The organism is Anoxybacillus sp. P3H1B, from assembly GCF_001560855.1.
Taxonomy (GTDB): domain Bacteria; phylum Bacillota; class Bacilli; order Bacillales; family Anoxybacillaceae; genus Anoxybacteroides; species Anoxybacteroides rupiense.
The window spans coordinates 43144-60123 of sequence record NZ_LPUG01000028.1; the positions used below are offsets into that span (position 1 = coordinate 43144).

Consider the following 16980-nt stretch of genomic DNA (forward strand, 5'->3'; position numbering starts at 1 on the left):
TATTGACAAAACTTTATTAGCTATTGCATAAAATCGCCAGCCTTCCCTTTTCCAATCATAATGAAAAAAGAGAGAGCGTTTCGATGGATCGCTCTCTCCCTATTGATTGCAACGTGATTATTCGCCTTTCACTAGTTCTAGCGGTACCGGAATAAAGGATTCTACTTTTTCGCCTTTCGATACTTTGAGGGCTGTTTGTACGGCTTGTTCGCCAATCATTTCCGGCTTTTGCGCTACCGTCGCCGCCATTTTTCCATCTTGGACGGCCTTCACAGCATCTTCTGTGGCGTCAAAGCCGACGACCCATACATCTTTCATGCCGTGCGCTTCCAATGCTTCTAATGCTCCAAGCGCCATTTCGTCATTATGGGCAAAGACGGCCTTGATATCTTTATGGCTTTGCAAAATGTTTTCCATTACGGATAATCCTTTGGCGCGATCAAAGTCAGCCGCTTGTTTCGCGATTACTTTGATATTGGCAGCGCCGTCAATGGCCTGATGGAAGCCTTCGCCGCGTTCACGAGCCGCTGATGAGCCAGGGATTCCTTCCAGTTCAACGATATTGCCGCCATCCTTTAATTTTTCAATTAAAAATTCTCCAGCCATTTTCCCGCCTGCTACGTTATCGGAAGCAATATGTGAGGCCACCTTGCCGCCTTCCGCGCTGCGGTCGACTGTGATGACCGGAATGTTCGCTTGATTCGCCGACTCAATAGCCGATGTTACCGCGCTGGAGTCGGTCGGATTGATTAAAAGGACATCGACACCTTGTTGAATTAAATCTTCAATATCGTTGATTTGCTTTGCCGAATCATTTTGTGCATCCGCAACCGTTAATTCGATATTGGCTTCTTTCGCCGCTTTTTCCGCGCCTTCCTTTAACGTCACGAAAAACGGGTTGTTTAAGGTAGAAATCGATAAACCAACTTTTAGCTTGCCTTCTTTCTTATCCTCGGATTTGCTGCCTGTATCGCCATTGTCTAAAGAGCAGCCCGCTGCTACCCCAACCGCTAAGAGGAGCACTAGCAACATACTGAAAAATTTCTTCATCATTTCCCCCACTCCTTTGTTTTTCTTTCATTTCATCTATATCAAACTTCTTTGCGGCGGTCTAAAATCACCGCAAGAAGAATGACCGCACCTTTAATTAATTGCTGATAAAACGACGAGACATTTAAGAGATTGAGACCGTTATTTAACACACCAATAATCAGCGCGCCAATGAGCGTTCCAAAAATCCAGCCGCGGCCGCCCGATAGGCTTGTACCGCCAAGCACCACCGCAGCAATCGCATCGAGCTCGTACGATGTTCCAGCGGTTGGCTGCGCCGAGTTGAGGCGCGAGGTTAAAATAAGTCCCGCAAGCGCTGATAAACCGCCCGTCAGCGAATAAATCCAAATTTTCAAGCGGTCGACGCGAATGCCTGATATGCGCGTCGCCTCCTCATTTCCACCAACGGCATACGTATGGCGGCCGAAGGTTGTTTTTTTCAACACAAAATATAGTGCCGCATAAATGACAAGCATCAAAATAATCGGAACCGGAATTCCTAGAAAATAACCGCGGCCAAGCATTTGGAACGACAGTTGATCCGAAAATCCGGTAATCGGGCGCCCTTCCGTATAAACGAGCGTCGCCCCGCGGAACACCGTCATGGTCGCCAATGTCGCAATAAATGGCGCGACACGCCCTTTTGTAATAATGATTCCATTCAGCGCCCCCATCACGAGACCAGCCGCAATCCCGACGGCAATGGCAACAGTCCCATTGACTCCATCTACCATCAAACCGGCAGCAAGCGCACTGGAAAGCGCCAGTACAGAACCAACTGATAAATCAATGCCGCCTGTTAAAATGACAAACGTCATTCCAAAAGCAATCAATGCATTAATGGATACTTGACGAAAAATATTCAGCCAATTGTCTACTGTTAAGAAATGATCGCTTAATAGCGACAACACGATACATAACAAGATAAAGCCGATGAGCGGTCCCAGCTTTTTCATTTCCAAGCGCCAAGCTGCTCCAGTCTGTGCGAGTTTATCCGGATGCTGCATTATTCATTCCCTCCCGTCGCCGCGCGCATAATCGTTTCTTGATCGATCTGTTCATTGTCGAAAATGGCACTGACCTTTCCTTCATGCACCACCATAATCCGGTCACTCATCCCTAGAATCTCTGGCAATTCAGAGGACACCATCACGATGGCCACACCTTGTGCCGTCAGCTCGTTCATAATCTCATAAATCTCCTTTTTGGCTCCTACATCCACACCGCGAGTCGGTTCATCTAAAATCAGAATGCGCGGATTCATCATGAGCCATTTCCCAAATACCACCTTTTGTTGATTTCCTCCGCTTAGCGCCTTCACTTCCAGTTCAGCAGAAGCGGTTTTAATGTTTAAGCGGGCAATCAGCGACCGGACAAGCTCCGCTTCTTGTTTTGCGCGAATGATTCCCGCCGATGCTAGCTTTTCCGATGTCGGCAGTGTTAAATTTTCGCGAACGCTCATACTGAGCACAAGCCCTTTCATTTTCCGGTCCTCGGTAATAAAAGCCATTCCGTGTTCAATCGCCTGCCGCGGCGAGCCAAGCTTGACGGGCTGGCGATCAATATAAACGGCTCCTTCATCGACTTTGCGGATGCCAAAAAGCGCCTCCATTATTTCCGTGCGGCCGGCTCCCATTAAACCGGCGACACCTAAAATTTCTCCCGATCTCACAGAGAAGGAAACGTTATGAAACACGCCTTTTTGCGTCAGATTTTCCACCCGAAGCACTTCGTCGCCGATTGGCGCTGTTCGCTTTGGAAAACGCTCTCCTATTTGCCTGCCGACCATCATATGGACGATGTCATCGAAGTTGGTTTCAGCGATGGATTTCGTTCCGATCATTCTTCCATCCCGCAACACGGAAATTCGTTCGCAAATGGTGAAAATTTCCTCCATCCGGTGAGAAATATAAATAATGGCCACACCTTGCTGTTTCAGCGTTCGAATCACAGTAAACAAGGTTTGAATTTCCCGATCTGTCAGGGCGGCGGTCGGTTCGTCCATAATCAGACATTTGGCATCGGTCGACAGCGCTCGAGCAATCTCAATAATTTGTTGTTTCCCCACCGACAGCTTTCCAGCGATTTCATTCGGAGCGATGTCAACGCCGAGCTTCTGCAAATAAACAGAGGCCTGGTTTTCCATTTCCTTGCGCCGAATAATGCCTGTCCGGCCAACCGTATGCTCCCGTCCTAAAAAAATATTTTCCGCTACCGTTAACGTAGGAATGACGCTCAATTCTTGATGAATAAACACAATCCCGTCGCGTTCGGCCTCTTTCGGATGGCGATAATGCACGTCTGTTCCATTGACGGCAATGGTCCCACCATCCTTTTCATACATCCCTGTTAAAATTTTCATTAACGTCGATTTCCCCGCTCCGTTCTCCCCCATCAAGGCATGCACTTCTCCAGAGCGAATCTCCAAATCGATTCCGTCTAAAACAAGATGATGATGAAACGATTTCCTAATTCCTTTCATTTGAATCAACGGTGCTGTCACGGTTCCTCTCCCCCTTTCCCAAACCGCCTTTAAAAATTCACTCCTGAATGAAGAATCATATTGGCATAAGGAGTCGCTTCTCCCGTACGGATGACCGCCTTGGCCGCATGAAGCATTTCTTTGAATTGTTCATGGGAAACAAAATGCTGCTCAACTCCTGAAAAGCGCTGCTGAATCGCCTCATACATATTCGGATTATGCGTTTTCATTTCTTCCGCTACGGTGATTGCTTCAATTTCCAATTCCGCTAAGAGCGGATCCAATACAGCTAAAAAGGATGGAACTCCCTTGACAATGGATAAATCAATGCGAATCACTTCATCCGGAATCGGCAGACCGCAATCGGCTATGACAATTGTATCCGTATGGCCAAGTGAAGCTAAAACCGTGCTCAGTTCTTTATTTAAAATACCGTCCTTTTTCATGATCCTTCTCCTTTCGCAGCCTCAAGCAATTGGATGACTTCTTTCTCTGTCGGCATTCCGCCCTGCGCCCCAAGCTTGGTGACGGATAAAGCAGCGGCAGCATTGCCAAAGCGGCACGCCTCCTCTAGTTCCATTCCTTTGCTCAAGGCGACTGCGAGCGCGCCATTAAACGTATCGCCAGCGCCCGTTGTATCGACGACTGGTACCCGGAAGCCCGGAACGATCATTTGCTTTCCGTTTTTAGTGATGGAAACACCGCGCGCGCCTTCTGTGACGACAAGCTTAGCGGCCCATTTCTCGCGGTCCTGTTCAGGAAAAATGATGCCGCATTCATGTTCATTCGGTGTCACTAGATCTATTTGCTCCAACAGCGCCGGCGGCAGGAGCTGTGCCGGCGCCGGATTTAAGATAACAAAAACGCCATGCTTTTTGGCCAAGGCAACGGCCCGCTCCACGACAGCAAGCGGAATCTCCAGCTGCAATAAACAAATATCGCTCTTGGCAATGACAGCTTCATGCTGCTCCAAGTCTTCGGGCTGCAGCGCATAATTCGCCCCGGGAACGACAATGATGCGATTGTCGCCATCCGACACCGTAATCATCGCCGTGCCTGTTTCCACATCTGTAACCGGTTTCACACCGTCGATAAAAATCCCCTCATTGTCAAGCTGGCGCTTTAGCACCTCGCCAAACGTGTCGCTGCCTACCGCGCCAATCATATGGACCTCCGCTCCAAGACGAGCAGCCGCCACCGCTTGATTGGCGCCTTTGCCGCCGGGGATGAGGTGAAACTTTTCTCCTAATACGGTTTCACCTTGCTCCGGAACACGTTTTGTCACCGTGACCAAATCCATATTTAAGCTCCCAATGACGGTAATCACTGGTTTTTTCATCTCGTTCCTCTCCTTTGCGTCGATTGCCTTTCCACCAGCTTCACAGGCAGCACATAATGAAGCTGTTCAAGCGGTTTAGCTTCAATTTTTTTCACTAAAATCCGAGCAGCGATCGCTCCCATCTCATAAATAGGCTGTGAGATCGTCGATAATTCGGGAGTCGTCATTTCCGTCAGCGGAATGCCGTCATACCCGATAATGGCCACATCCTCCGGCACCCGCAAACCGAGCTGTTGCACCGCCTTCAGTGCTCCCACTGCCATCGCGTCGTTTCCAGCAAAAATGCCGTCCATTTTATGTTCTTGCAGCGCTCGCAGCGTCGCCTCTTTTGCTTGTTTTAATTGATAGTTTCCTTGAATAATCAACTGTTCATTCCAAAGACCCAGCTCCTGCATTTCATCACGGTATCCGCGAAAGCGCTCCATCGCATTCACCACGTGGGTCGGCCCTTGAATGTGGGCGATTTTCCGGCAGCCGATGTCGTACAAATGCCTTGTTGCTAAACGCGCGCCACCGTAATTGTCAGCGATAACAGACGGAAATGAATGCATCGATGGCCGGTCGAGGACAACAACCGGAACCCCCAGCTCCAGCACCTCATCGCTTTCTAGCTGATTGGTCGTCAAAATAATGCCGTCCACATATTTTTGCTTTAAAATCCCGATGTATTGCTTTTCTTTTTCGCTTTTTTCATCAGAGTTGCACAAAATCACCGTGTAATCATAAATATTCATGACATCTTCAACGGCCCGAACAAGCTCTGGAAAAAACGGGTTAGAAATATCGGGAACGATGAGCCCAATCGTTTTCGATGTTTTTTTAAATAAGGTTCGTGCTACTTCGTTCGGTTTATAATTCAGTTGTTCAATCGCTTTTTTCACTCGTTTTTCAGTATCTTCGTTGACGTAACCGTTTTGATTCAGCACACGCGAAACGGTCGCCACCGATACACCTGCTAATTTAGCAACATCACGAATCGTTGCCATCCTGATTCTCTCCACCTTTATCTCTGTAACCGGTTACATACACTATAACAGAATTCGATTAAAAGAGGCAAGAGATTTTTTATATAAATATTACTCGTGTCGCCAGCTCCAATCGATTCACTTATGATTCCTGTACTGAACGGTATCTGTCATGTCAAAGCTCACATTCGATGAGCGGTCATACCAAAACGTAACCGCTCACCGAAGACGGAAGGAAAGTCCACCTTCCCTATTCACCTATTTAAGCATCTATATATTACGGTTGCGACGCAATGAGTTGGACATGTCCCGTGATTCGAAATGGGCCAAATTGATACGGTAACAGCAAGTGGTCGCCCTTTTGCAACGGCCATTCTCCTTCTTCCGTGGCTATCGCTCCCGTCCCGGCCATTACGCTCAGCAGCAGAAACGGTTGAATTCGTTCCATTTCAAGCCGTGGATGCACCTCCCATTTTGAAACCGTAAAGTAGTCGCTCCGCACCCATGTCGTCACCGTCGCCCCCGCCATTTTGACCACGGTTGGCTCGATTGACTGCTGTACATGGGGCACCGTGATCACATCAAGCGCTTTTTCAACATGTAGCTCGCGCGGCTTGCCATCGCGATCACGACGTCCATAATCATACACGCGGTAGGTTGTATCCGAGTTTTGCTGCGTCTCTAAAATAAGCAAACCGGAGCATAGAGCGTGAACCGTGCCGCTTGGAACATAAAAAAAGTCCCCCGCCTTTACCTGTACACGCTGCAACAGCTGATCCCACTGTTCCCTTTTCATCATATCGGCCAGCTCTTCCTTTGTTTTCGCTCGATGTCCGAAAACAATCTCGGCACCTTCTTCGCAATCGATGACATACCAGCATTCCGTTTTTCCCCATTCGCCCTTTTCATAGTTGGATGCATATTCATCATCAGGATGCACTTGCACAGATAAATCGTCATTGGCATCAATGATTTTGGTTAGTAAAGGGAAACGGTCACTGTCATAGTAGCCGAATAATTCGCGATGCTCCTGCCATAGCTGCCCGAGCAGCATTCCTGCCCATTCACCAGAACGTACCACGCTTTGCCCGTTTGGATGAGCCGAAATGGCCCAACACTCGCCTGTTCGTTCAGAAGGAATATCATATCCGTATACATCGCGCAATTTGGTTCCGCCCCAAATTCTTTCTTGGAAAACCGGGCGGAAAAAGATCGGCTGTTTCATTCCTGCATCCTCCCTTTATTTTAAGTTAATGTCCTGCCCGCCTCTTTTTGATTTTTATGCCAAATCAAGTACAGCACAGGGATCATCGCCACATAAATCAATGGAAACAAGCTAAAGGATACCGGCAGCAGCTGGTCGAAATCGAGGTAATTCCGCATCATGAAAAAAATAAAGACTCCCGCCATTCTTCCGAGACCGAGCGGAATTTCCCTGACAGTAAATATAGTCGAGCTGCATCTGCTTATAGCAAGGATCTTTTTCAACCGCTGCATAAATCAGCGCGTTCATCGTTGTATTCATCATGTTCAAGGCGATCGGTTTCATAAGCACGAACAACATCAGACTTAGCATCGTTGGCTGATAGGCCAAAAAGAGCGAACTGAGCCAAATGCCCAGCGTTCCGATTGTGTACACAAGCATCCGTTGATCTGGACGCGATCGGCGTGCGAGGATCACCAAAGAAACAATCGAAACAAGCTCTGACATCATTTGAAAAACCCCAAGCTTCCACTCTCCACCAGCCACCTGATACATCATCATGGAAATCAAAAATGTGACATATACTCCAGAAGCAATCCCGTCTCCCAGCATCACGAGATACATGCGCTTCCATTCCTTTGGGGCATGGAGCAGCACAGCCAGCAAACGGCTCTGCAGCTCGACAGGCCGCTCTGGAATACGCAGCGAGACGATGGCCGCCAAACCAAAAAAGACACAAGCCATAAAAAAGACAAGATAGTAACCGAGCATCTGATCAAACCAACTAATCACCGCACCTGAAACGAGAGGGCCGGCCACTCCGCCAATCGCCGCCACCAAGCCTTGCATGTATAAAAATCGGTCTCTTCCGCGATTTGTCGCCATATCCAAGTTGGCCATATGCATGCCAACAGAGAATAGACTGATCGCCAATCCCTGCAGCAACCCCAATAAAAGAAGGTGATGAATCAGCGCATCGCGAAGGACGAGCGCCAGCAAGTAAGAAAGAAAATAACCGGCAATGCCCCAGCGCATCGTTGCCATCGGGCTTGTTTTCCGCGCCAGCCATGCACAGAAATAAAAGCTGCATAAAATAAAGAGCGACGTATAGAAGCTATATTGGGCCAGCAGCGTAAAGGTGCGGTCCAGCCGCCATATAAAAATTTGCAGGAACATCCCTGACAGCGCATTACCGAATGAAAATAATCCAGTCATCGCTAAATAATACGTTGCCTCTGGCGATACATCACGCAGAAAACCCTTCATGGTTCATGACCTCTATTATTTTTTGTCAATATGAATCTACTCTTCTCAGCCCCCTGTATGCACAAGCCCTTTTTACTTGATCGTTTCATATTTGATAAATGGATCGGGGATCGTAATCTTTTGCGCCTCCGCGTCGCTGATGCCCGCGTATAAATCAGCGGTGCCATCCCCTTTACGGATCAAGCCGCCGCTGAACACGACGTCCTCCAGATCAGGCCGCTTAGCAGCTCCGGCCAAAAAGTGCGATCTTGCCGCAATCAATTCGATATCTGAATATTCCCCTGTCTCAGGATCAAGAGCAAATACCATCGGATAATAATGGCGGTTTCCTTCTTCATCAAAACAAGCGATATGGCCTAAAATACCCACCAGCCCATTCTCCAGCAAATGCGGCTCGTTCGCTCCGCCCCATTCTTCTTCTGCAAACTGTCCCTCTAAAAGCGGAGCTTCATGGATGACGTCGATGGTAAAATCATCAAGCGATGAAATGCGGGTAAATCCAATCTTGCCGCGGCCTCCCTTTGCTCCTTGCGGCCGCGTAATTACACCAATGGATCCGTCTTGCAGTTCGATTAATCGCAAATCCTTCATTCCATCTGGACCTTTCGCAAACTCCCGAAGCTCGCGAATCGTCTTTCCCCTGTAAAATACCGTTCTCCATCCTAGCGCTCCTTCGATGACCGGATGCGAGAAAGTTTGCACTCCGCCAAAAATCAATTCACCGCCAATTTTCGTAAAGAAAGGATCTTGCAGCTGGAAAATCGGGGCTCCTTCCCGCGGCACCCACTCCCCATGGCGATTCACAAAAAAATACACTTCCGAGCGCTCGCTGTCACGAGGCTCCACCCGTCCGGCAATGACTTGCTCGCCATCCTCTTCAAATGGCGCGGAAATATTGTACACGTCGCGATCGCCGACACCTTTAAATATTAATTTTTCAGGATGAACGGGCTGCGGGCGATATTGAAATTCCTCCAATAGCATCGCGCAAGTTTTGACCGCTGTTTTTTTTAATTGCATAAAAATCCTCCTACACTTTTACTATCCATATCCAATAGGAAAAGCCTGCAACGGGAAGAACCCTGCGGCTTTCCTTTTCGTCACGCATCCACGTATCAAAGGTTGAAGCCACGCCGCATCCCGCCCCATGGACGGTTCGATAAAGCGGCGTCGTTCGGCCACCCGACCGATGAAGAAAACAGCTCAAACTCTGGATTCATTTCTGCAACAGCCGCCGTTTTCCCTTGTGACGTTCCTTCATATCGGTAGCTGCTTTTATTTCAGCACAAACTGCATTCCCTCTTTGAAATTCCTGCTAAAGATGATAAACAAAATTAAAATTGGCAGCGTCAGCAGCACAGAGGCCGCATACATTGGGCCAGGATATCCTCCATACGGGCCGAACATTTGCGCCAACAGCACATTGAGCGTCAGCATTTTTTCACTGTTCACCACTAACATATCCCATAATAGTTCAACCCATCTTTCCATAAAGAGAAACAGAAAAATAATCGTCGTAATCGACTTGGACATCGGCAAAATAATCCTGGTGATGATCTTCAGCTGTCCCGCCCCATCCATTTTAGCCGCTTCTATCAGCTCATCTGGTATGCTGCGGAAAAAGTTTGTATACATAAAAATCGCCCACAAATTGACAGCCTTCGGTAAAATCATCGCCCAATACGTATCGTACAATCCAAAATAACGAATAATTAAAAACAGAGGAATTAATAGAATAATCGCAGGATAAAACATTTGAAACAGAATCATATTATTAATCAAACGGTTGCCTTTAAATTTCAGTTTGGCTAGAGAATACCCAACCAAAATGGCTGTGGTCAGCATAAGCAACGTAGAGGACACCGTCACAAGCAAACTATTAAAGAACGCACGCAGCCATGGCCGCGGTATGACGTTCTCTCCTCCCGTCAACAACCATTCATACGAACGCAGCGTCAGCTTCGTTGGAATGATTTTACGATCCACCTGTTCCCAAGGGGCTAGCGAGCTCAATATCATATACAAGTAGGGAAAGACCATGATGATAAGCACTATGAACGCCAATGTATAAAGCAGCGCTGTCTTGAATCGCTTATTCCCAACCATGCTTGGCACCCCACTTCTCTAAGATTTTGCGAAAGACAAGAATAGAAGCAAAGGTCACAATGGAGTTGATAATGGCTACCGCTGTTCCATATCCGGCATTTAATTTTTCAAATGCCTGATTATAAATTTCTAGCTGCCACGTATGTGTTGAATAATCAGGGCCTCCGCCCGTTAATACATACGGTTCTGTAAAAATGCCAAACATAAGACCTACCGCTAAAATCGTCACTGTATAGAAGGAAGGATACAGCATCGGGATCGTAACATACCAGAACCGCTTCCAGCCAACCGCCCCATCCATTTCGGCTGCTTCATAAATTTCTTTTGGTATGCTCTCTAATCCAGATAAAAATAATAACGCATAATAGCCGACGAATTTCCAAGCCATCATGAGCGCAATCATAAGCGGAGCTAAAATGGGGGAGTCGAGCCAATTAATATCCATCCCTAAATGATTTCGGAAAAAAATATTCAATGGGCTGTTATAAGAAAGAACCCCTTTTACTACAATCGCTGAAGCTACCCCCGACGCTAAATAAGGAAGGAAATATCCCACCGAAAACAGCCCCTTCAATCGAGGCAACGAGTGGATAATCAAAGCCAAAAAAAGCGCGCCGGCAACTACAATAGGAACAAACATGAGCATAAATTTATATGTCGTCCAAAAAGCGGCTCTGACGCTTTGGCTAAAAAAAGCTTCGATAAAATTTTGAAACCCCACCGTTTCATAATCTGGAGCAATTAAGTTCCAATTTGTAAAAGCTAAATAAAGCGCCCATATCAACGGAAACAAAAAGAAAATGAATGAATAGATAAGGTAGGGGCTGGCTAAAAGCCAACCCAGCCTTGCTGTCGTTTTGTTCATTTATTTTAACACCCCATCAATTGCCTTTTTCATATCCTCCCATGCTTTCTCAGGAGTTTTTTGTCCTTTGATCACAGGTGTTAACGCTTCTTTTCCAATAAGTTCTTGGATTTCGACCGTTTTCTCATTATCAACTGGCGGAATCGCGTTCGGAATGTTTTCTGCATATTGCTTTAATTGCGGATTTTCCTCCAAATAAGAGACAAAGGCCTCATTTGTGGACAAATCGTCGCGCGCAGGCGGTAAATTCGTTTGCTTGAACCAATCCAAATCATGCTTCACATCGGAATAAACCCAGCGAATAAAATCGAACGCCGCTTGCTGCTGTTCTTTCGTAGCCGAAGCATAAATCACAAGACCTTTTGTATCGGCAAATGTTTTCGCGTTGTTTGGATCAACATCATCAGGCACCGGAGGTAAGGACAAGGCATAATTTTGCTGGAATTTCATCTCTGGAAACTTTTCTGCCCAGTACGGGAATGTCCACGGCCCAAGGTCTACCATAATGGATGTCGCATTTTCAAATGGATCGGTTGCTTCCCGCGTTAACAGTAAATCATTTTTCTGAAGCTCCTTAAAAAATTGCAGCGTTTTCACTCCTGCCTGATCGTCTACAACGAGTTGATTTCCCTTCATGAAGTTATTGCCATCAGAAGCGGCATTATATAACATAAAGAAGTCAAACCATCTCGCCCACCATGTTGGCTTCACTAAATCGGCCCGCGCCCACAAAAATTTATCAGGATATTTCTCTTTAAGTTTTTGGCCAACCTCCATTACCTCACTATACGTTTTCGGCGGCTCTTGATACCCAAGCTCCTTTAAAATATCCATTCTCCAGCCAAATAGCATGGCGTTCGAGTAAATCGGCAACACATATTGATGCTGATCGGCGAACTCCCAGCTCGAAATCGTCGTTTTCATATTCCGTTGTTCAATCAGCTCATCAAATCCCTTTAATTCATCCAGCGGCACAATGGCCCGGCTCGCGGCCAGCTGGGCGGCAAATCCCCTTGAAATATTTTCAGAAACCGCCGGAGCATGCCCAGAGGCGATCGCTGATTGAATTCCCGCTTCAGATGAAGGGCTTTCCGGCATCGGCGACACTTTGATTTTCACATTCGGATGATCCTTCATATATTCATCCGCCATACTTTTCCAAAAAGCCTGCTGTGTCGGATTAGGGGCAGCCCAAAAATCAAATGTCACGGTTTGGCTCGATTTCCCTTCTTTCGCACCCGTGTCTTTGTCGGCATTTTGGCATCCGGCGCTGATCAGAGCGACCGTAAGCAATGCCGCTGCCATTTGGACAAAACCTTTCTTTTTCATGCGTATTCCCCCTTCAAAACTAAAATTTTATAATGGAAAAGACAACAAAAAGAGTTGCCTTTTTCACCATGGATCCATTCGCGAGAATGAGAGACTTGATTACATGTAAACTAACTTTTCCATCATTTCGTTCAAGCTGAGCTCGGCCCCCGCAATCGCTTCATCAGCCGCGCCATAATAAATGATCACTTTATCTCCTTCCAACAATGCCCCGCAAGTGAAGACCACATTGCCAAAAAACCCGTTTTTTTCGTAATCGGCTTGCGGTTCTAAAATCGGCTCCTCTGTTTTTGCAAGAATTTTAGTCGGATCATTCAGATCAAGAAGCAATGCCCCCAAACAATAGCGGTCATGCCGATCCGCAGCATGATAGATTTCCAACCATCCCTTATCCGTCTTAAACGGAACGGCCCCTCCGCCAATCCGGCCATTATCCCAGCCGTTCTCGCTCAACCCCAACAAATACTGATGGTTTCCCCAGTACAGCAAATTATCCGATTCCGCAATCCAAATTTCCGGCCTGCCAATCCCTTTTGGTACTGGACGATGCAAGGCGTAATACTTTCCGTTAATTTTTTCAGGAAAAATCGCGACATCTTTATTTTCTGGATGAAGCATCAATCCTAATCGTTCATAAGTGACAAAGTCCTTTGTGGAGACGAGCCCGACGCCAATTCCTTCTGCCGATACCGCGCTATATTGAATGTAATACGTATCGCCAATTTGCGTGACGCGCGGGTCTTCTACTCCCCATGCTTCCCGTTTTGTTTCCGGATAAATAAACGGCTTGTCATCAATCGTAAAATGACGCCCATCTTTGCTGCGGGCAATGCGAATATACGATATCGATGTTAAATAAGCGACTCCGCGCGCAGAATCTTTATAGGCAATGACACGAGGATCAGAAAAATCAAATCGGGCATCCTGCTTATGCAGTTCAATCACCTTTAACTTCCCTTCGCCGTTTGAAAAATCAATGACGGGTGCTTTGACAAGCTGAGTGTCTTGGCTGATTGGTCGTTCGGCCACCCGAAGCAGCAGCAAAAATTCCCCATTGTATTTAGCGACTCCTGCATTAAATACCCCTATCACCTCATGATGATCGTGAAAAGGTTTCACACCTTTTGGGGTGATAAGCGGGTTTTCCGGAAAGCGATAAACATTCATACATCCATTCCTCCAAACTGATGATCTTTGATACACGGTCATAACAGCTTTTTCCTCTACCAAAGGCGACCAGGAAACACATTCATAACCCAAGAAAATGAAAGCGCTTAACAAACGGTAAAGAAATTATTTGTAACGTTACAAAATGATTTGTAATTAATTACTTTATTTTTGTAATCTTTCAATAAATTATTTCACCTTTTATTTTGCTCGTCAATACTTTTTTATGAATTTTACGAATGAACTTTTATTTTATATAATAGACTTTCTTACCATTACAAATAATATTGTAACGTTATTAATAATTATTGTAATGTTAGGTCATTTATGTTATTTTTTTATTTACAAACGACTCCTTTCCTTACTAGAGGACGATGACAAATTGCAGGATAGCTGTCAGCCGCTTTCCGGCTTATAATAATGAATGACAACCATCCCAGCCGTTTTCAATACATGTTGGTGAGCGATTATTTGATGAAAAACGTAGAATGACCTGAGGGAACACCAGCTTTTCCGCCTCTTCCCTCGAACAAGAGCGAGGGGGCCAAACCATCTGTCCGCAAAGCATTCATTGTTCGAGAAGAGCATGATGGATCAACATGTCCAGCGGATGGAACAGCTAAAAATCAAGCGACTTGAATGGAATCATTAATAGGCTCCTACACTCGGCGCTTGGTTTAAGTGAACAGGTCATGATTGATGCCCTCCCATCTCAGCAAGGTGAATGGCCCGCGTGTGTATCGCTAAACTGCAGAAAGATAGTAGGTGTGAAAAATGAAAAAGAAAGTTACGATGCAAGATATCGCAGATCGGTTAAACATATCGAAAAATTCTGTTTCGCAGGCGCTTCGAGGGAAAGATGGGGTCAGTGAAGAAACGCGCGAGCTTGTGATGCGCGTAGCGAAAGAAATGGGGTATCAATATCCTGACTCCCGAAAGCAAACCAGCCAAAAAAGGACGGGAAACATCGGGCTGATTGCCTCTGACCGCGCCTTTTCATTTAAAAATTTTTTTGGCGAAATTTATTTAAGCATTGAAAAAGAAGTGTTAAAACGCGGCATGCATTTGCATATCCAATCGATTCATCAAGAACAAAAAAACCGGCTCATCCTGCCGGCGTTTATTGAAAACAAAACAGTCGATGGCGTTTTAATTCTTTCCCACATCAGCACAGACTATATCAACAAAGTGATTTCGACGGGCATTCCGACCGTTCTCGTCGATCACCATCATCCCAATATTCATGCCGATGCGGTACTCACGAACAATCGTTTTGGCGCCTATGTCGCCGTTCAGCATCTGATTGAATTAAACCATCGCGATATTGCGTTTGTCGGCGATATTGATTATTCGCCGAGCTATGAAGAACGGTACGAAGGATATTTGCTCGCGCTCAGAGATTATGGGATGGAACCGAATCCCGCGTTTCTTTTTACAGATGCCGAAGAAAAGGAAGAGACGATCCTCGGCTATATCCGCCAATTGAAGCAGCAGCCGACCGCATGGTTTTGCGTCAACGACGGACTCGGGTTTTTAGTCAATTCCGGCTTGAGACAGCAAGGGATTCTCGTTCCAGAGCAAGCATCCATATGCAGCTACGATAATGGACAATTATCAAAAATTTCAACTCCGAAAACAACAACGGTCGATATTGACCTAGAGCTTTACGGGAAACGGGCAGTCGAACAGCTTTTCTGGAGAATGGAGCATCCCCACGAGCCATTCCAGGAGATGCTGCTTTCTTCCAAGCTGATTAAACGGGAATCGACCGCTCCGGCTCCAAAACAAATCGTGAATAAAAGCAGTTAATCTTTCAAAAAATCTCTGCCTTGAAACGGTATGTAGATAAAAGGTTTGCGGTCACAGACATTCACGTTCTGTGACCGCCATGCATCTCCCACTTTCGCAAATGCCGCTAAAAATAGGGCTTCCTGAGAAAAAAAAACAAACCAGGCCGCTCAGCTTCGATCGCTGCAGCCCTTCCCAACGCCCTTAGATATTTTGGAGCATTTCACGTATCGCATAAGCAACGCCGTGTTCGTTGTTTGTTTTAGTAACCCAATGGCAGATGCGCTTCACTTCTTCTTCCGCATTGCCCATCGCGACGCTTCTCCCCGCTTTTTGCAGCATCGAAAGATCGTTTAAATTGTCGCCAATCGCCACGACCTCGCTCATATCGATTCCTCGTTTTGCCGCCCATCTTTCGAGCGCGATCCCTTTTTGCGCATCGCGATGATTGATTTCAAGATTGTGATGGGCAGACGATGTAACACAAAGCGCTTCACATGCTATAAATGTGTTCTTAACATGGGCGAGCGCTTCTTGATCTAAGGAAAAAAGGAGAAGCTTATAGATGTCAATCCCGCGGTCCAACAATGGCTGAAAGTGATCCGTCCAACGCAGATACCCGGAAGCGATATAATCGGCAAACTGCCGCCTTACACGCTCCTCATCAGCCTGTTCGTTCGCGCTCTGAGCGATATCCAGCCGGATCTGCAACGATTTCTCCTTGCTTTTGGAATAAATGCCTTCATTCGTGCATACTTCCAAGTGGACGCCGTGCTCTTGGCATGCTTGATCGACTTCAAGAAACAACGAAGCGTCAAGCGGGATACGCGTGAGCTGCCGTCCATCCTGATCGCGGACATCAGCCCCATTCAAACAAATGATGGGAACGCGAAGATCCGCTTCTCTTAACGGACCGCTGGCTGTATAATACGTGCGCCCCGTCGCAATAACCACCTCGATCCCTTGAGCTTGTGCCTGCTTGATCGCTGCCGCATTTTCAGCGGTTACCCTTCCTGCGCTGTTTAACAGCGTTCCATCCATATCAATCGCTATTAATTTCATCGTTTATTTTCCACGCCTTTCCTATCTTTTCGTTCATCCAATCTCACCAACAGATGTCATTCATGATCTCATATAAGAATGCCGAGCCTTGCTTAGGCAAAAGCAGAAATCCAATCCTATCAAACCATCAGCCATGCTTCACGATACTCATGGTTGGCTACCTACAGCTTATGGTGATGCTCTCATTTTATCGCGTTTGGCTCAATCGTGCCAATCATGAGGCTCCCGCAAGCCCATGAATACCTCAAACCAAGCCATGAAAAGCGGTCCGTCCAGCGATGGAATGAACGGCGAAAAAAATGACACCAAGACAAAAGAAACGGCGGCATCAAAAACGCTCTCAAATCATCCTCTTGC

General features: G+C 46.5%; 15 protein-coding genes. 1 reads left to right on the forward strand and 14 read right to left on the reverse strand.

Features of this window, described 5'->3' with window-relative positions; translation table 11 throughout:
* Window positions 1–117: 117 nt before the first annotated feature.
* The 13 genes from rbsB to AT864_RS15560 form a co-directional block, all read right to left on the reverse strand.
* Window positions 118–1050, reverse strand: coding sequence for a ribose ABC transporter substrate-binding protein RbsB (gene rbsB / locus AT864_RS15500; RefSeq protein ID WP_066150843.1), 933 nt, complete (start codon window positions 1048–1050; stop codon window positions 118–120).
* 41 nt (window positions 1051–1091) lie between these two features.
* Entirely contained in the window at window positions 1092–2057 is a 966-nt protein-coding gene (gene rbsC / locus AT864_RS15505) for a ribose ABC transporter permease (protein WP_044741590.1), read from the reverse strand.
* Window positions 2057–3532: a sugar ABC transporter ATP-binding protein gene (locus AT864_RS15510; RefSeq protein ID WP_066150845.1), complete on the reverse strand. Its 1476-nt coding sequence runs from the start codon at window positions 3530–3532 to the stop codon at window positions 2057–2059. Before AT864_RS15510 ends, rbsC begins: the two co-directional genes overlap by 1 nt.
* A gap of 50 nt (window positions 3533–3582) precedes the next feature.
* The gene (rbsD, locus tag AT864_RS15515; RefSeq protein WP_044741589.1) at window positions 3583–3978 is read right to left on the reverse strand and encodes a D-ribose pyranase; all 396 of its coding nucleotides are present in this window, start codon (window positions 3976–3978) and stop codon (window positions 3583–3585) included.
* Window positions 3975–4871, reverse strand: coding sequence for a ribokinase (rbsK, locus tag AT864_RS15520; RefSeq protein WP_066150526.1), 897 nt, complete (start codon window positions 4869–4871; stop codon window positions 3975–3977). Before rbsK ends, rbsD begins: the two co-directional genes overlap by 4 nt.
* Entirely contained in the window at window positions 4868–5857 is a 990-nt protein-coding gene (locus AT864_RS15525; RefSeq protein WP_066150528.1) for a LacI family DNA-binding transcriptional regulator, read from the reverse strand. The genes rbsK and AT864_RS15525 overlap by 4 nt, the downstream gene beginning before the upstream one ends.
* Before the next feature lie 256 nt (window positions 5858–6113).
* On the reverse strand, window positions 6114–7061 hold the full coding sequence (gene manA, locus AT864_RS15530) for a mannose-6-phosphate isomerase, class I (protein WP_044741586.1): 948 nt from the start codon (window positions 7059–7061) through the stop codon (window positions 6114–6116).
* 111 nt (window positions 7062–7172) lie between these two features.
* Entirely contained in the window at window positions 7173–8306 is a 1134-nt protein-coding gene (locus AT864_RS15535; RefSeq protein ID WP_066150534.1) for an MFS transporter, read from the reverse strand.
* 72 nt (window positions 8307–8378) lie between these two features.
* Window positions 8379–9326: a DUF1861 family protein gene (locus tag AT864_RS15540; protein ID WP_066150541.1), complete on the reverse strand. Its 948-nt coding sequence runs from the start codon at window positions 9324–9326 to the stop codon at window positions 8379–8381.
* Between the two features lie 255 nt (window positions 9327–9581).
* Window positions 9582–10412, reverse strand: coding sequence for a carbohydrate ABC transporter permease (locus AT864_RS15545; RefSeq protein ID WP_044741583.1), 831 nt, complete (start codon window positions 10410–10412; stop codon window positions 9582–9584).
* Window positions 10399–11277: a carbohydrate ABC transporter permease gene (locus AT864_RS15550; protein WP_066150544.1), complete on the reverse strand. Its 879-nt coding sequence runs from the start codon at window positions 11275–11277 to the stop codon at window positions 10399–10401. Before AT864_RS15550 ends, AT864_RS15545 begins: the two co-directional genes overlap by 14 nt.
* On the reverse strand, window positions 11278–12606 hold the full coding sequence (locus AT864_RS15555; RefSeq protein WP_066150547.1) for an ABC transporter substrate-binding protein: 1329 nt from the start codon (window positions 12604–12606) through the stop codon (window positions 11278–11280).
* 99 nt (window positions 12607–12705) lie between these two features.
* Window positions 12706–13773 carry a glycoside hydrolase family 130 protein gene (locus tag AT864_RS15560; protein WP_066150551.1) on the reverse strand — a complete coding sequence of 356 codons (1068 nt, stop codon included), beginning with the start codon at window positions 13771–13773 and terminating at the stop codon, window positions 12706–12708.
* 774 nt (window positions 13774–14547) lie between these two features.
* Here AT864_RS15560 and AT864_RS15565 point away from each other — a divergent pair.
* Window positions 14548–15582, forward strand: coding sequence for a substrate-binding domain-containing protein (locus tag AT864_RS15565; RefSeq protein ID WP_066150554.1), 1035 nt, complete (start codon window positions 14548–14550; stop codon window positions 15580–15582).
* A 183-nt stretch (window positions 15583–15765) separates the two neighbouring features.
* Here the strand turns inward: AT864_RS15565 and AT864_RS15570 are convergent, their stop codons facing one another.
* Complete coding sequence (locus tag AT864_RS15570) at window positions 15766–16623, reverse strand: Cof-type HAD-IIB family hydrolase (protein WP_066150557.1); 858 nt, start codon at window positions 16621–16623, stop codon at window positions 15766–15768.
* Window positions 16624–16980: the final 357 nt, after the last annotated feature.

What these genes read in the sequence shown, in the direction of transcription:
- rbsB (WP_066150843.1), bottom strand. Translation starts at nt 1,050, where the DNA reads ATGAAGAAATTTTTCAGTATGTTGCTAGTGCTCCTCTTAGCGGTTGGG.
- rbsC (WP_044741590.1), bottom strand. Translation starts at nt 2,057, where the DNA reads ATGCAGCATCCGGATAAACTCGCACAGACTGGAGCAGCTTGGCGCTTG.
- AT864_RS15510 (WP_066150845.1), bottom strand. Translation starts at nt 3,532, where the DNA reads ATGAAAGGAATTAGGAAATCGTTTCATCATCATCTTGTTTTAGACGGA.
- rbsD (WP_044741589.1), bottom strand. Translation starts at nt 3,978, where the DNA reads ATGAAAAAGGACGGTATTTTAAATAAAGAACTGAGCACGGTTTTAGCT.
- rbsK (WP_066150526.1), bottom strand. Translation starts at nt 4,871, where the DNA reads ATGAAAAAACCAGTGATTACCGTCATTGGGAGCTTAAATATGGATTTG.
- AT864_RS15525 (WP_066150528.1), bottom strand. Translation starts at nt 5,857, where the DNA reads ATGGCAACGATTCGTGATGTTGCTAAATTAGCAGGTGTATCGGTGGCG.
- manA (WP_044741586.1), bottom strand. Translation starts at nt 7,061, where the DNA reads ATGAAACAGCCGATCTTTTTCCGCCCGGTTTTCCAAGAAAGAATTTGG.
- AT864_RS15535 (WP_066150534.1), bottom strand. Translation starts at nt 8,306, where the DNA reads ATGAAGGGTTTTCTGCGTGATGTATCGCCAGAGGCAACGTATTATTTA.
- AT864_RS15540 (WP_066150541.1), bottom strand. Translation starts at nt 9,326, where the DNA reads ATGCAATTAAAAAAAACAGCGGTCAAAACTTGCGCGATGCTATTGGAG.
- AT864_RS15545 (WP_044741583.1), bottom strand. Translation starts at nt 10,412, where the DNA reads ATGGTTGGGAATAAGCGATTCAAGACAGCGCTGCTTTATACATTGGCG.
- AT864_RS15550 (WP_066150544.1), bottom strand. Translation starts at nt 11,277, where the DNA reads ATGAACAAAACGACAGCAAGGCTGGGTTGGCTTTTAGCCAGCCCCTAC.
- AT864_RS15555 (WP_066150547.1), bottom strand. Translation starts at nt 12,606, where the DNA reads ATGAAAAAGAAAGGTTTTGTCCAAATGGCAGCGGCATTGCTTACGGTC.
- AT864_RS15560 (WP_066150551.1), bottom strand. Translation starts at nt 13,773, where the DNA reads ATGAATGTTTATCGCTTTCCGGAAAACCCGCTTATCACCCCAAAAGGT.
- AT864_RS15565 (WP_066150554.1), top strand. Translation starts at nt 14,548, where the DNA reads ATGAAAAAGAAAGTTACGATGCAAGATATCGCAGATCGGTTAAACATA.
- AT864_RS15570 (WP_066150557.1), bottom strand. Translation starts at nt 16,623, where the DNA reads ATGAAATTAATAGCGATTGATATGGATGGAACGCTGTTAAACAGCGCA.